The 14,176-nt window shown below is 62.4% G+C and carries 11 protein-coding genes; 2 read left to right on the top strand and 9 right to left on the bottom strand.

What is annotated here, in order from left to right; genetic code table 11:
• Positions 1–100: 100 nt before the first annotated feature.
• Complete coding sequence (locus ABX75_RS16125) at positions 101–904, bottom strand: amino acid ABC transporter permease (protein WP_034101543.1); 804 nt, start codon at positions 902–904, stop codon at positions 101–103.
• Positions 901–1,722 carry an ABC transporter substrate-binding protein gene (locus tag ABX75_RS16120; RefSeq protein WP_034101542.1) on the bottom strand — a complete coding sequence of 274 codons (822 nt, stop codon included), beginning with the start codon at positions 1,720–1,722 and terminating at the stop codon, positions 901–903. Before ABX75_RS16120 ends, ABX75_RS16125 begins: the two co-directional genes overlap by 4 nt.
• A gap of 113 nt (positions 1,723–1,835) precedes the next feature.
• Here ABX75_RS16120 and ABX75_RS16115 point away from each other — a divergent pair, with 113 nt between their 5' ends.
• Positions 1,836–2,735: a homocysteine S-methyltransferase family protein gene (locus tag ABX75_RS16115; RefSeq protein ID WP_034101541.1), complete on the top strand. Its 900-nt coding sequence runs from the start codon at positions 1,836–1,838 to the stop codon at positions 2,733–2,735.
• Between the two features lie 3 nt (positions 2,736–2,738).
• Here the strand turns inward: ABX75_RS16115 and ABX75_RS16110 are convergent, their stop codons facing one another.
• From ABX75_RS16110 to ABX75_RS16100, 3 genes are read right to left on the bottom strand one after another with little or no spacing between them, the layout of a single operon-like run.
• On the bottom strand, positions 2,739–3,416 hold the full coding sequence (locus ABX75_RS16110; protein ID WP_034101540.1) for a GNAT family N-acetyltransferase: 678 nt from the start codon (positions 3,414–3,416) through the stop codon (positions 2,739–2,741).
• A 10-nt stretch (positions 3,417–3,426) separates the two neighbouring features.
• Positions 3,427–3,873, bottom strand: a complete 447-nt coding sequence (locus ABX75_RS16105) for a GNAT family N-acetyltransferase (RefSeq protein ID WP_034101539.1) — start codon at positions 3,871–3,873, stop codon at positions 3,427–3,429.
• A complete protein-coding gene (locus tag ABX75_RS16100) occupies positions 3,870–4,508 on the bottom strand; it encodes an FMN-binding negative transcriptional regulator (RefSeq protein ID WP_047882282.1) in 639 nt (212 codons plus the stop codon). Before ABX75_RS16100 ends, ABX75_RS16105 begins: the two co-directional genes overlap by 4 nt.
• A gap of 87 nt (positions 4,509–4,595) precedes the next feature.
• On the opposite strand from ABX75_RS16100, the gene ABX75_RS16095 reads away from it, so the two are divergent.
• The gene (locus ABX75_RS16095; RefSeq protein WP_034101537.1) at positions 4,596–6,131 is read left to right on the top strand and encodes a PLP-dependent aminotransferase family protein; all 1,536 of its coding nucleotides are present in this window, start codon (positions 4,596–4,598) and stop codon (positions 6,129–6,131) included.
• Positions 6,132–6,185: 54 nt separating this feature from the next.
• On the opposite strand, the gene ABX75_RS16090 is transcribed toward ABX75_RS16095, so the two are convergent.
• The 4 genes from ABX75_RS16090 to ABX75_RS16075 form a co-directional block, all read right to left on the bottom strand.
• A complete protein-coding gene (locus ABX75_RS16090; protein WP_034101536.1) occupies positions 6,186–7,277 on the bottom strand; it encodes a polyamine ABC transporter substrate-binding protein in 1,092 nt (363 codons plus the stop codon).
• The gene (locus ABX75_RS16085) at positions 7,274–8,308 is read right to left on the bottom strand and encodes a histone deacetylase family protein (RefSeq protein WP_034115476.1); all 1,035 of its coding nucleotides are present in this window, start codon (positions 8,306–8,308) and stop codon (positions 7,274–7,276) included. Before ABX75_RS16085 ends, ABX75_RS16090 begins: the two co-directional genes overlap by 4 nt.
• Positions 8,309–8,441: 133 nt before the next feature.
• Positions 8,442–9,434 carry an AraC family transcriptional regulator gene (locus ABX75_RS16080; RefSeq protein WP_034115475.1) on the bottom strand — a complete coding sequence of 331 codons (993 nt, stop codon included), beginning with the start codon at positions 9,432–9,434 and terminating at the stop codon, positions 8,442–8,444.
• A 62-nt stretch (positions 9,435–9,496) separates the two neighbouring features.
• Positions 9,497–14,098: a hypothetical protein gene (locus ABX75_RS16075; protein WP_047882281.1), complete on the bottom strand. Its 4,602-nt coding sequence runs from the start codon at positions 14,096–14,098 to the stop codon at positions 9,497–9,499.
• Positions 14,099–14,176: the final 78 nt, after the last annotated feature.

Here is a 14,176-nt window from a genome sequence, read left to right as displayed (position 1 = left end):
GCGGGTTTGCGGGAGATGTCTCTAGTCCGTTGCGATAAAACAATTCGTTAAATCTGCACAGCATTGAGTGCACGGTGAATCAGTCGCGATCGACACCCCTTCACCCGCGCCCCGCATAGCCCTTGCCGTAGTGCCGCTCCATGCGTGCCTGGATCAGTTCCAGGCCCAGGGACATCACCCAGTAGATGATCGCGGCGGTGGTGAGCATTTCGATGTAGCGGTAGCTCGAACGGCCGTAGGACTGCGCCAGGAACATCACTTCCCATACGCCCATCACTGAGATCAGTGACGAGTCCTTGAGCATCGAGATGAACTGGTTGGTGGCCGGCGGGATGATCGTGCGCATGGCCTGGGGCAGGGTGACGTGCCAGAAGATCTCACGGTCGCGCATGCCCAGGGCCAGGGCGGCTTCCCGTTGGCCCTGGGGGACGCCAAGGATGCCGGCGCGGAAAATCTCGCTCAGGTAGGCGCCGTAGTTCAGCGACAGCGCGATGATCCCGGCGACGATTGCGCCCGGCACCAGCCCCAGCTGCGGCAGGCCCAGGTAGATCAGCAGGATCTGAATCAGCAGCGGCGTGCCGCGGAAGAACGAGGCATAGAAACTGGCAATGCCAAAGGCCACGGCGCTTTTCGACAGGCGCCCCAGAGCGGTGATAAAGCCCAGCACCGACGACGCCAGCATCGAGCACAGACACAGAAACAGTGTCAGCGCCGCGCCCTGCAGGAAGCCATTGGGCGCCAGGTGCACGCCGACCAGGTTGGGCAGCTTGTCGAGGATGATCGAGAACTTCAGGTCAAAGCTCAGGAAGAAGCTGGCGAACAGGGCGAACAATGCTGCCCAGGTCAGGTACAGGCGCGTGCGAAAACCGAACAGCCCGCGCGCAGGTTTGGGGAGATGACTCATTGGCTGATGTCGGCACCGATCCATTTTTGCGACAGCTTGCTCAAGGTGCCGTCCTGTTTCAACTGCGCGAAGACTTCACGCACTTTGCTGTCCCACTGCGGGTCGCCTTTTTCGATGGCTACCGAGTTGGGTTCGGCATACAGGGGCTCGCCAGCCAGCTTGAAGCGCTTGTCTTGATTCAGGCGCGGCTGGGCAGTGACCAGGTTGGTGAGGATCGCATCCAGGCGTACGCCCGCGCCCAGGCCGAGGTCCTGGAATGCCACGTTGTCGGTGTCGTACGGTGCGATTTGCACGTCTTCGAACGGGTACTGCAACTGCGTGTCCTCAGCGCCTTCGATCACCAGATTTTTATTCAGGTAGCTTTCATAGCTGGAGGCACTGGTCAGGCCGACCTTTTTGCCGCTCAGGTCCTTGGCGCCGTGGATGCGCTCATCCTTGGCGTTGACCACAATCACCGCAGGCGAGGCGTAGTACTCCACCGGAAAGTCAAACACCTCGGCGCGCGCCTTGCTCGGGGTCATGGAGCAGATGCAGATGTCATAGCGCCCGCTCCAACGGCCGGCGGCGATCACGTCCCAGGACGGCGTTTCCAGGCGCAGCTTCACGCCCAATTTCTGCGCCACGGCCTTGGCCACGTCGACGTCGAAGCCGTCGAGCTGGTTCTGATCGTTGAGAAACGAAAACGGCGGGTAGCTTTCCATCAGCACGCCCACCAGTTCTTTTTTCTGTTCGATCCGATCCAGCGTGGCGCCGCCAAAGGCTTGGGTTGAAGCGGCCAGCATCGTCAGGCCCAGGGCCAATAGCGGTTTGAGTTTCAAAATGAACACCTGAATAAAAAAGAAGTTGTTATTAACCGAGTGGTACGCATTAAATAGTTATAAGAACGACTCTCATAGTGAGTTATTTTCATAAGCATATGAGTAAAAGCTATATGGGCGCTAAAAGCACAGTAATTCTCGACGGCGGCATGGGCCGTGAACTACAACGACGCGGCGCGCCCTTCCGGCAGCCGGAGTGGTCGGCACTGGCCCTGAGCGAGGCCCCGCAAGCGGTAGAGGCGGTGCACGCGGCCTACATCGACAGCGGCGCCGACGTAATCACCAGCAACAGCTATGCCGTGGTGCCGTTCCATATCGGCGAAGCGCGCTTTGCCGCCGAAGGCCAGGCCCTGGCAGCGTTGGCGGGTGAATTGGCGCGCCGCGCAGCGGACGCCTCGGGCAAAGCCGTGCGGGTGGCGGGGTCGTTGCCGCCGTTATTCGGCTCGTATCGGCCGGATCTGTTCGAGCCGGCGCGAGTGTCCGAATTGCTCACGCCTTTGGTGCAGGGCCTGGCGCCCCATGTCGACCTGTGGCTGGCGGAAACCCAGAGTTCCATCGCCGAGGCGCGGGCGATCCACGCCGGTCTGCCAAAGGACGGCAAGCCATTCTGGCTGTCCTTCACTTTGAAAGACGAAGACACCGATGAAGTGCCGCGCCTGCGTTCCGGCGAGCCGGTGGCGGACGCGGCCGAGGCGGCGGCGCAATTGGGTGTACAGGTGTTGCTGTTCAACTGCAGCCAGCCTGAAGTGATTGGCGCGGCGATCGATGCGGCGCGTCAGACCTTCGAACGCCTGGGCGTGCAGATCCAGATCGGCGCCTACGCCAATGCCTTCCCGCCGCAACCCAAGGAAGCCACGGCCAACGACGGCCTGGACCCGCTGCGCGAAGACCTCGACCCGCCGGGCTACCTGCATTGGGCGGCCGACTGGCAGGCCCGCGGCGCCAGTCACCTGGGCGGCTGCTGCGGTATCGGGCCGGAGCATATTGCGGTGCTGGCGCAGAAGCTGAACTGACGTTTAGAGCGCCTGGCGGCACTCCGCCAGGCTCTTGAGCTGCCCCGAGGCGGTCTGATTGGCCTCCGATAACCATTGCTCAAAAGCCGCCCCCACCACCGGCCATTCCCCGTCCAAAATCGAATACCACGCCGTGTCCCGGTTCTGCCCCTTGACGACCATGTGCTGGCGGAACACCCCTTCAAAATTGAACCCCAACCGTTCGGCCGCGTACTTGGAGCGGGCGTTGCCGTTGTTGCATTTCCACTCCAGGCGGCGATAACCCTGCTCGAAGGCGTACTTGGCCAGCAGGTACACCGCTTCGGTGCTTTTCGGCGAACGCTGCATCGGTGCGCCAAAGGTGACGTGGCCGATTTCGATGCGGCCCTGGGCCGGCACGATCGACATCAGGCTGAGGATACCTTGCACCTCGCCGCTGGCGCGTTCGATCACGCTGAAGAAATACGGGTCGCTGTTGGCCGCGTGGTTGTTCAGCCAGGCATCGAACGCGGTGCGCTCGGTAAACGGGCCATAGGGCAAGTAATCCCACAGTTTGGGGTCGGCGCCGGGGCCTTCGAGGGCTTGCCACAGTTGCTCGGCGTGGCGTGCGGGGTCGAGTTTTTCCAGGCGGATAAAGCGCCCTTCGAGCAGTTGAGCGGAGGGGGCCGGGGCACCTTTCCAGTCGGCGAGGGAAGTGGGCATGCTGCGCTCCTTAAAGACCTTGGCGAAATTGAATGAAACCCGGACGTTCGGCGATGCGTTCATACAGTTGGATCGCAGTGGCATTGGTTTCGTGGGTAAGCCAGTGCACCTTGCAGCAACCGTCGGCCTTGGCGGTGGCGTAGACGAATTCGATCAGTTTGCGACCCACGCCGGTGCCGCGTTGAGCGGGATCCACCAACAGATCCTGCAGGTAGCAGGAGTTCTCGATGCTCCAGTTGGAGCGATGGTAGATAAAGTTGACCATGCCCACCGCCTTGCCGTCCTGCCAGGCCAGCGCCGAATGGGTCGGTTCGCTGGGGTCGATCAGGCGCTGCCAGGTGCTTTGGGTGACGGCGTCCGGCAGTTCGGTGTTGTAGAACTTCAAGTACGCCTGCCACAGCGGCAGCCAGGCGGCTTGGTCGGCGGCGGTGACTGGGCGGATGTCGATCTGGCTCATTCAGCAACTCCTTGGGGAATAAAGCGGGCGAGGGTCTGGTCGCGTACGTCTTCGCTGGCCGCCAGGCCGTTACGCACGCCGTTTATGTCGGCCTGGCTGCGGTTCTGGCTGAGCTTGCGTTTGCCGATCACGCGCTCGATGGGCAGGGCGAAGCCAACGATGGCCTTGAGCATGCCGTCAATGTAATCGGCCGGCGCATCGCTGACGGCCCACGGCTGCTGGCGGCCGCCTTCGTGGCGATCGGTCAAGGCGCTGACCACGGCCAGCAAGCGCTCGGCATCGGTGAACACCTCGGCCTTGCCGTAGGCGTGCACTGCCAGGTAATTCCAAGTGGGCACGACTTTGCCGTGTTCGGCCTTGGCCGGGTAGAACGCGGGGCTGACGTAGGCGTCGGCGCCGGCAAAGATCACCAAGGCTTCAGCGCCGTTTTGCAAGTCGCGCCACTGTGGATTGGCCTTGGCCATATGCCCGTACAACGTGCCATTGGCGCCCTCATCGGGGTTGAGCAACAGCGGCAGGTGGCTGGCTTGCAAGCCGTGCTCGCCGACGCTGACCAATTGCGCCAGCCGGGTGTGCTGGATCAATTGCTGGATTTCTGGCAAGTCGTCGAGGGCAAAGGCGCGCGGTGTATACATGATTATTTTCCTTGGCGAATGGCTGCATCCTAGGCAGGCTAATGGTCTGTTGTAAGAGCCATCTGTGGCCAATTTCATAGGTCCAATATGTCGCCCATCGCACCACCTTTGTCATTCAACCCCGCCGGTATCGAACTGGACCGCCGCCAGGGCCTGACCCGCCAGCTCTACGACGCCCTGCGCCAGCGTGTATTGGATGGGCGCTTGGTTGGCGGCACGCGCTTGCCCGCCAGCCGCGATCTGGCGGCGGCCTTGGCGATTTCCCGTAACAGCGTGGTGCGCGCCTACGATCAGCTGTATGCCGAAGGCTTTATCGAAGGGCGGGTGGGAGACGGCACCTATGTTGCCCAATTGCCGACCGCTGAAAAACTATCCACAAAACTGTCCACAGGGTTATCACCAGGCTTATCCCCAGCCTTATCCACAAATTGGCTGGATTTACCGGTTAATTCGCTCCCCAAAGTTATCCACAAGGCGGGATTGGATCGTCTGGAAAACAACCATTTGCCGCCACCGCCGGCTGGCCCGCCGAAGGCGTTTCGTGTCGGCGTGCCGGCGTTCGATCTGTTCCCGTTTGAGGTATGGGCCAAGCTCAACGGGGCTTTCTGGCGCAAGCCGAACCTTGAGCAGTTGTGCTATGGCGACCCTGCCGGAGACGGTCGCCTGCGTGGCTTGATCGCGGCGTACCTGCGCAGTTCGCGGGGCATGCAGTGCTGCGCTGAGCAAATAGTGATCACCAGTGGCGCGCAGCAGGCCATCAGCCTTTGTGCACAGCTGCTGGTGGAGCCCGGTGACGGCGTGGCGGTGGAAAATCCGGGCTATCGCGCCGCGGGCCATGCCTTCGCCCTGGCCGGTGCACACCTGCATGGTGTGCCGGTGGATGCCGACGGCATTGAGTGTGAGGTGCTCGATACCTTGACTGACTGCCGCGTGGCCTATGTCACGCCGTCCCATCAGTACCCGCTCGGGGTGGTAATGAGCCTGGCGCGGCGCCTGGAACTGCTGGCCTGGGCCGAGCGCACGGGCGGCTGGATTATCGAGGACGACTACGATGGCGAGTACCGCTACAGCGGTGCACCGCTGTCGCCCCTGGCGGCGCTGGATCGTAGCGGCCGGGTGCTGTACGTCGGCACGTTCGGCAAAGTCGCATTTCCGGCTTTGCGCTTGGGCTACCTAGTGTTGCCGCCGGGGCTGGTGGATGCGTTCTCGCGGCGCCGCGCCGTGGACATGCGCCACTCGGAAGTCAGTACCCAGGCAGTCATGGCCGAATTCATGGCGGCGGGGCACTTTCAACGGCATATCCGCCGCATGCGCCGCGCCGCGCTGAGTCGGCGCAACACCTTGCTGGCGGGCTGGCCGGCGGCGCTGCCGGGGGTAGGCGAGTTGCCCTCGGTGGCTGCGGGCCTGCACCTGACCGTGCGGGTGGACAGCCTCGCCCGGGAGCAACAATTGTTGGCACAGGCCCGCGCGGTGGATGTCGAGGTCAATGGCCTGAGCAGCTATTGGCTGCCGCACTCGGCCATTGCGCCGGATCAGCGCGCCGGCCTGGTGCTGGGGTTCGCCGCCGTGCCCGAGGCGGCCATCGCCCAGGCCTTGATGCGACTGCGTAAAGCCTGGTTATGACTGTGGCGAACTTCAGTAAAGGACAGTTCGCACATTGCCCAGGTGGCGGCCGGCTCAGGTGCCGGACTTGATCTTGGTCCAGGCCCGCGTCCTGGCGCGCTCGGCCTTACTGTCGAGGGGTTTCAAGGTATAGAGCGTGGCCATCGCCGCCTCAGTGGGATAAAGGTTGGGGTTGTTGCGGATCGCCGGGTCGACCTGCTCGGTGGCGTCCTTGTTCGGGTTGGGGTAACCGACGAAATCGCTGATTGGCGCGATCACCTGGGGTTGCAGCAGGTAGTTGATAAAGGTGTAGGCGTCCTGCGGGTTTTTCGCGCCTTTGGGAATGGCCAGCATGTCGAACCAGATCGGTGCGCCTTCCTTGGGCAGGCGCATGTCCACGGTCACGCCGTTATTGGCTTCCTTGGCGCGGTTGGCGGCCTGGGAAAAGCTACCGGAGTAACCCACGGCCACGCAGATGTCGCCATTGGCGATGTCGGCCATGTATTTGGAGGAATGGAAGTAGGTGATGTAGGGGCGGATTTTCAGCAGCAGCGCTTCGGCCTTTTCATAGTCCTTGGGGTTCTGGCTGTTGGGGTCCAGGCCCAGGTGTTGCAGGGCCAGGGGCAGGATTTCCGAAGGCGAGTCGAGCAGGGCGACGCCGCACTGCTTGAGCTTGCTGATGTTTTCCGGCTTGAAGATCAAGTCCCAGCTGTCCACCGGCGCATCGTCGCCCAACGCCGCCTTGACCTTGGCCGGGTTGAAGCCGATCAGGATGGTGCCGTACATGTAGGGCACGGCGAATTTGTTGCCGGGGTCGTTGGCCTCGATCAGCTTCATCAGCTTGGGGTCCAAGTGGTTCCAGTTGGGTAACTGGCTGCGGTCCAGAGGCTGGAACACGCCGGCTTCGATCTGTTTGGCCAGGAATACGTTGGACGGTACCACCACGTCATAGCCGGAGTTGCCGGTCAGCAGCTTGGCTTCCAGGGCTTCGTTGGTATCGAAGATGTCGTAGATCAGCTTGATCGCCGGGTTGGCGGCCTTGAAGTCATCCAGCGCCTTGGGCGTGATGTAGTCGAACCAGTTGTAGACCCGCAGGGTTTTTTCTTCGGCGTGCACGGCGCTGCTCGCCACGGCGGCGCAGAGCAACAGAGACCTGAATATGTTCATTCGGCTGACCCCTCAAAACCTTCGAGAACGTTGACGGCATTGATGCCGATTTCTTCCACCGCATAACCGCCTTCCATCACGAACAGCGTCGGCTTGCCGAGTTGGGCGATACGTTGCCCCATGGCCAGGTAGTCCGGGCTGTCGAGCTTGAACTGTGAGATCGGGTCGTCTTTGAACGTATCGACCCCCAGCGACACCACCACAATATCGGCGCCATAGCCTTCGATCTCGGCGCAAGCGCTGTCCAGTGCAGCGCTCCAACGCGCCCAGCCGGTGCCGGCCGGCAACGGGTAATTGAAGTTGAAGCCTTCGCCGGCGCCTTCGCCGCGCTCATCGGCATACCCGAGGAAAAACGGGAACTCGGCTTGCGGGTCGCCGTGGATGGAGGCGAAGAGCACGTCGTTGCGGGCGTAGAAAATCGATTGGGTGCCATTGCCGTGGTGGTAATCCACATCGAGGATCGCGACTTTGCGATGGCCCTGGTCGAGGAACGCCTGGGCGGCAATGGCCGCGTTATTGAGATAGCAATAACCGCCCATGAGGTCGGCGGCGGCGTGGTGTCCGGGCGGGCGGCACAAGGCAAACGCACTGTGGGCACCGTTTTGGATCGCCTGCTGCGCGGTGAGCGCTACCTGAGCCGCACTGTACGCCGCCTGCCAGGTGCCGGCGGTGATCGGCGCGCCGCCGTCGAAGCTGTAATAGCCCAATTGCCCGTGCAGGCTGGTGGGCATTACCTGGCGCAACGTGCGGGCGGGCCAGGTGTAGGGCAGCAAGTCGCCCTCCTGACCCGACAGGGCCCAGCGTGCCCACGCGCCTTTGAAGAATTCCAGGTACGCCGGGTCATGAATGCGTGCCAGCGGCGCCAGGCCAAAGTCGTGGGGCGCCTGCACCGGGCCGAGTTCGCGTTGCTGGACTCGCTGCAATACATGGTCGGCGCGGGAGGGCATTTCGAAACAGGGCATCAGTTGCCCATCCATCAGTTCGCAGCGGCCGTGGTGCAGGTGATGATCGTCCGAGTAGATCGTCAGCATGTTGTTGTTCTCGCGGGCTGAGGGTGATGCCTTGCAGTGTTGCCGGGCCGGCGCGGCAAGAGAACGACAGGAGCGGCCAAAAGGGGATAAATATGGCCAGGCGCGCTGTCCAGTCTGGCCTCTTTTGCCCCCTTCATGGCCGGAACTGGCTCGGCGCGACGCCGCTCCAGCGCACGAAGGCATGCCGGAAACTCGCGGTTTCACTGAAACCCAACTGCTCGGCGATGCAGTGGATCGGCATCGCATCCTCTGCCAACCATTGCTTGGCGCGCTCGAACCGCAATTCGTCGAGCAACTCCTGATAGCTGCTGCCTAGATCGTGCAGGTGCCGCCGCAAGGTGCGTGACGAGCAGTTCAGCTGTTCGGCCAGCCGATCCAGCCCCGGCGCGGCGTGCAGTTGCGAGGCCAGTAACTGGCGCACACGCCCCAGCCACGCCTGGCGCCCGGTGAATTCGGTGTTCTGTTTGCGGCAGCGTTCGGCCATGGCGCGATGGGTGATGGCATCGGCCAGCGGCAACGGTTGATCGAGCCAGTGACGGTCGAAGGCAAACGCGTTGCCGGCGGCCTGGAACTGCAACGAGCAGGTGAAACGTTCGCGGTAGCGTGCCTGATAGGCCGGCGCCGGATAGTCGAAGCGCGCCCCCAACAGTGGCAGCGGCTGGCCGAGCAGGTCGTCGCAGATGACTTTGAGCGATACCAGGCACAGCTCGATATTGAACGCGGCCAGCGCCGGGTCTTCCCGATAATCACTGGCGGTGAACCAGATCCGTTGGCCGTCCTCTTCAAGGCTCAGCTCGAAAAGTGTTCCCAGCAATGCGGGGTAGCGCAGCGCCAGGCGCAAAGCGTCACCGAAGGTGGCACTGGTGAGCAGCGCATAGCCCAGCATGCCGTAGGACGACACGTGCATGCGCTGGCCCAGGTCCAGCCCCAGGTCGCGGCGCAGCGCTACGGCATTGGCGCAGACCCGCATCTCCTGACGCGTGGTGATTCGCGTGTCGGGCTGGTGCAGGTCCGCGCTCGCAATGCCGCTGCCGGCCAGCAGCACCTGCTGATGGATGCCGTCGGCGCTGAAGGCGTCGAGTACCAGCGAAACGGCGTTGAGGGTGGTCAGGTGCGAGTGCAGCATTGGGTAAGTCCCTGGGACGATTGCCAGAAGCGAGCAATTCCCATGCCGCGTGCAATGCCTGATCAGAGGTTAAAGAACAACCGACGGGCTTGCTCCAGATTGATTTCGCTGCGGTAGTAATCCAGCCGCTGCTGAGCGTTCAGCCCATTGACGGTGTCGGCGGCCAGCCCCAGACGGCGCTCGGCCGGGGTTTTCAACCGAGCGGAAATAAACGCCTTGGCCGGCGTCCATGACGTTGAGTAGTGGAAGTGGGCGTACCAGAGCACTTCATGGGTGGTGCGATCGGCGACGGTGTATTCATCCAGATAATCGGGCCTGGCGCTCTTGAGTCGGCGGCGGCTCATGGTTTTCTTCAAGGTGACTTTGTGGCGTTGCAGCAGCCAATCCACACCGGCAATGGTCGGCGGCTTTTCGCGGATCATGCGCAGCATATGTTGCGTGGCCTCTTGGTAGAGTTCGGCGGTGGCCTCTTTGAGTTTGCGGCTGAGAATCGCGGCGGCGCGGTGCTGGTCGGCGGTAAGGCTGGCCGACGCCAAGCCATGCTCGATGGCCTGGTCGGTCTCTTCCAGCCGCAGGGCGTGCTGGTGGTACAGGTACTCAATGCCCATTGCGGTGCGGGTGGGCTTGGCCGCCTGTTCGTCGGCGAGGGTCTTGAAGCTGTGCAAATCGTCGAGAAACCCCTTGGCTTTATCGAGGGCAACCTGGATATCCGGCACGGCGGGCAGCGTTGGCGTCGGTGTGCTGATGCGCTGCACGTACACATCCTGACCTTTCTGGTGATAGGTCGCGATTACCTGCTGTGTGATCGGCGACTTGATATCCACCAGGCCGGTTTCCAGCCCGACCGGCGTCAAGCGCGGTTCGCCGATCAATACGCCGTTGTAGCGGGTGTGGATGAATTTCATCTTGGGCTTGGGCGGCGTGGGCGGCGGCGTGGGGCGGCTCCTGAGGGCATCGCGGTCCAGGTGCAGGAGGGCCAGTTGCACCTGCGTGTCTTGTGAGTATTGGCGTATTTTGCTGCGCAAACTGGCCAACTGCTCGGGAATGATGGCGTCGGCAAAATCTTGCGGCAGGTCTTCGAGGCGTTCATCGATCACGGCAAATTGTTCAATCAGACTCCCCAGCGCCTCGATGCGCTCATCCAGGCGTGTTTCGCTGCGTTCGTGCAAGGTGTCGCGCAGGGCCTGGATCGCGATATCGGCGGCATTGACGATCTGGTCCAAGGCCTCCCACGCATCGGGCGCGCTGCTTAGCGAGGCTTCACGCATGCACAGGTTGCGCGCCATGGTCACTTGCATGGCCCGTAGATCGCTGCTGTTGTAGGCGGGCAGGCGTTTTTTCCGTTCCTGGATCTGGCGCAGCCCTTCGGAGGGCAATTGGCGTAACTGTTCGAAGCGCGACTGCACGTAGTCCAGGCGTTCGATCATGTCTCGGTTCATTTCGGTGAGGGTTCGTGCGTCTTCGATATGGCGCTCGTTCGGTGCCTGGGCCTGCTGTTCGATCTGGTCCAACACGCGGCGGAATACCGGGGTAAAGCTGCGCTGGGTCTCGCTGATGCTGGCTTCGGATAAATCCAGCTGTGCCTTGAGGTAGGCCATGGCCCTGGGCTGGTAATCGGGCAAGGGGTCGAACACGTTCAGTTCTTTGAGCTGTTGCAGTGCGGTTTCATAGTCCGCGCGCTGGCTGGCGAGCTTTTGCAGGTAAAGCTGGCGCTTGGCCTCGGTCGAGGTGCCGGGGGCATCGGTCATGGCTGTGTGCGCTTGCTGCAATTGCACCTGTGCGGTTTTTTTGGCTTTCTCGAAGGCTTGCAGTTTGTCGCGCAGTTGCTTGGCTCTTACCGCGGCTTCAAGGCTGGCTCGCTTGATCGCCCGTTTGGGGCCACCACCGCGCAGGCGCAAGCGGGTATCGATAAACCATTGGCCGGCGGCATTGTGCACCAGCATCGGCCCGCTACGTTCCGGTTGTTTCGGATCGATGATGTGCACCGGCTCGTCCGGTTGAGCCGAGACCTGAAACCAGCGTGCGCCCACGGGCACGTAATAGTGCTGCCCTGAACGGTAGAGGTGCTGATACGTACCGGCTTCGGTGATGGGAGCATTCAGGTCTGAGGGCTTATCCACTTTGAAGCGGTCCAGGACGGTGCCGAGTTTTTCGGGCAGGCGATTGACGGCGCCGAGGATGTTCAGCGGGGATCCACGTTCGGTCAACGGGTCGCTCGCTGGGGTGGCAAGCACTTGTTGGATGACGAGTTTCTTGACTGGCGGTTCCGCCTCCGGCCCCCGGCGCGCTGCCAGCGTCGGGCCTGTACGCGAATGGCGTGTGGCGATGTGCAGGGTAATCGCCAGGCCGAGGTTGAGCAGCACATCGGTGAGGGTGACTTGTTGCGTCGCGGTGTCGTGTTGCTGTTCGGCCTCGGCCAATTGCTTGAGTTGATCGAGGATCTGCCAAATCCACGCCGCGGTGCCAAGCGTCGGGCTGAGAAAGGGCAGCACGGCATTGAGCAGGGTCCAGCCGGCCTGCTTGAACGTTGCCCAGCGGCTTTCGGCGTTGGACACCGACGTGCGGTCCGCCAGGGCGATCAGTGCCTGCGCGTTGGCATTGAACAACGTCCCCAGCAGGTCGCCGTCCAACACGGTGTTGGCCAGGGTCATAGGGCCGCTCAGGGTCCAGAGTTTATCGGGCTCGACCAGGTACTCGGCAACCGCCCACGGCGACGGCAGGTCCCCTGGGAATACGTAGTTGGCGTAGTCCTCGCGCACCGCGTCGGGCAGCCAGGCCAGGACCGAGCTGCGCAGCGATTCCGATTGCGCGATCGCATAGATCAGGTTGGCGGGCGAGGCGTATTGAACCAGCGGTGGGTCGAACAGCGGGCGATACAGCAGGCAGGGTCCGGCCGTGAGGCTTTGCGGGCCGATCACGTACATGTTTTCCACCGTGTCATACGCGCCATCCGAGCGGCGTTTGGGCGCGAACGCCAACGGGCGCATGACAATCGTCTGGTTATCGACTTTGCGCTCGTGGGCCTCGGCATTCATCAGCGCGGCGATGTAACGGTAGCCTTGCTCGTCGATTCCGTTCTGTTGGCGAAGTTTGCTTTGCAGCGCCATCAGCGGCAGTTGGATACGCGTCTGTTCGGTGTACAGATTCCTGCGCCGCGCAGCTTCCTGGCGAATATCCACCAGTTGGGCTTTGATCAGCTCGGGGTAGTTCTTGCCGATATCCACCTCTTGGATCAGTTGCTCCACGTAATCGACGGTCAGCCAGGCGGGCAGCTGTGCGCCGTTGGGCAGTTGAACCGTCTTGGTGCCCAGGGGCAGTGCGATCAGGTTCTGCAGCGCCAGCTCCACCAGGGTAAAGGTGGTGGTCTCGGTGGCGCCGGGCACGATGAACGTGCCCCAGGTGACGACGCTTTGCACCCTCACCACGACTTTGTCCAAGGGCAGATGCTGGGCGTCCGGGTGGTCGATCAGCACCTGTTGCCTGAGCTGGGCCAGGGCGTACTCCTCGATGCCGGGGATGCCATCGAGGTAGGACTGGCCGGCATGCTGGCTATTAAGGGCCGCGAGGTCTTTGAGGTGCCGCGCGTAGTTGTTCAAGTCACCGGTGGAGCCGGCACTCAGCCAGTCGGGCAGGGCATCGCGATACCACTCCAAGCCTGGGCCTTTCTGCGCCGCCGCATCATCCGCGCCAGGGGTTGAGTTCAACGCGCTGTTGATCCGGCTGGGGCTGCCCTGGCGCAGATCGGAGAAATCCATCGCGCCAACGGCGTCCACCTGTTGAGCGATGAAGGTGCAGGCCAAGTAATCGAAAAAGTGACCGTCGGGCTCATACAGGCGCCATTGCAACCCTGACAGCTGCGCCTGTGGCCCAACGTGATCGGCCAATGACTGGCCTAACTGCTGCAAAGAGTCGAACTTCTCATAGCCCTTGAGCAGGGAGTAACTGAGGATGACCGGGCGCCCTTGAACCTGCCCCGACAGCACCGCGAACATCAGCGCAGTGAACCCCTGTGCCGATTCGCCATGCAACTGCTGGACCTCCACGATGCTGGCGGTGCTGGTGTACGGGTCGTCGACCTGCCGAGTGGCGCGCTCGGGCAAGCGGAACAGCCGACGTGCCATGGCGTGGTCGGTCTCGTCCCAGCCTTCGACGTTTTGCACATTCCAGCCATTGCGCAGGGTGCTGGACAGTTCCTGCCAGCGCGGGCCCAGGGTATTGCTTTCGTTCCAGTAATCGACCAGGTATTCCTGAAACACACTGAGCATCACCGGGGCGCGGGTGTTGAGGATTTTTGCGATGTCGGTCATGCGCACGGGCAAATGCACCGGCGGGTCGGTCACCGGTTGGCGGGTGAGAAAATGTTCGCCCTCGATACACTGCGCCGGTACGGCAAGCACTGCCTGGCGCGCCAGCAGATCGCTCAGCGCGTGATAGTCGGGCGGCCCGGCCACAAGTTCATCGCCTACCAGGGTCCAGGTTGGCGACCCCATCAGGGTGCTGCCGGGGTCGATGTTCAGGTTCGGATAGTGTTCGTTCAGCGCCTGGCGCAACGTTGCGGTGGCGGCTTCGCGGAAGGAGGGGCCTGCGTAGAACTGCGCGATCAGCTCCAGGCTGGGGTCATTGCCCGTGGGCTGTTGCGTGGAAGTGGAGGTTGAAGAGGTCATGGGGGCATTCCTGTGGTGCCGGCTGATGGAAAAAACCCGAGCGAGGGCTCGGGTTTTCCATGCTAGGCACCGCCAGGT

Origin of the sequence: Pseudomonas sp. ARP3 (assembly GCF_001029595.1) — a bacterium.
GTDB classification, from domain to species: domain Bacteria; phylum Pseudomonadota; class Gammaproteobacteria; order Pseudomonadales; family Pseudomonadaceae; genus Aquipseudomonas; species Aquipseudomonas rhodesiae.
The sequence above is the reverse complement of the archived record's forward strand: the minus strand, read 5'-3'. Positions and strand labels throughout refer to the sequence as shown.

Bases quoted from the DNA above. Each gene is read 5' to 3' on its own strand.
- ABX75_RS16095 (WP_034101537.1), top strand. From the start codon at position 4,596: ATGTCGCCCATCGCACCACCTTTGTCATTCAACCCCGCCGGTATCGAA.
- ABX75_RS16085 (WP_034115476.1), bottom strand. From the start codon at position 8,308: ATGCTGACGATCTACTCGGACGATCATCACCTGCACCACGGCCGCTGC.
- ABX75_RS16115 (WP_034101541.1), top strand. From the start codon at position 1,836: ATGGGCGCTAAAAGCACAGTAATTCTCGACGGCGGCATGGGCCGTGAA.
- ABX75_RS16105 (WP_034101539.1), bottom strand. From the start codon at position 3,873: ATGAGCCAGATCGACATCCGCCCAGTCACCGCCGCCGACCAAGCCGCC.
- ABX75_RS16075 (WP_047882281.1), bottom strand. From the start codon at position 14,098: ATGACCTCTTCAACCTCCACTTCCACGCAACAGCCCACGGGCAATGAC.
- ABX75_RS16110 (WP_034101540.1), bottom strand. From the start codon at position 3,416: ATGCCCACTTCCCTCGCCGACTGGAAAGGTGCCCCGGCCCCCTCCGCT.
- ABX75_RS16125 (WP_034101543.1), bottom strand. From the start codon at position 904: ATGAGTCATCTCCCCAAACCTGCGCGCGGGCTGTTCGGTTTTCGCACG.
- ABX75_RS16080 (WP_034115475.1), bottom strand. From the start codon at position 9,434: ATGCTGCACTCGCACCTGACCACCCTCAACGCCGTTTCGCTGGTACTC.
- ABX75_RS16090 (WP_034101536.1), bottom strand. From the start codon at position 7,277: ATGAACATATTCAGGTCTCTGTTGCTCTGCGCCGCCGTGGCGAGCAGC.
- ABX75_RS16100 (WP_047882282.1), bottom strand. From the start codon at position 4,508: ATGTATACACCGCGCGCCTTTGCCCTCGACGACTTGCCAGAAATCCAG.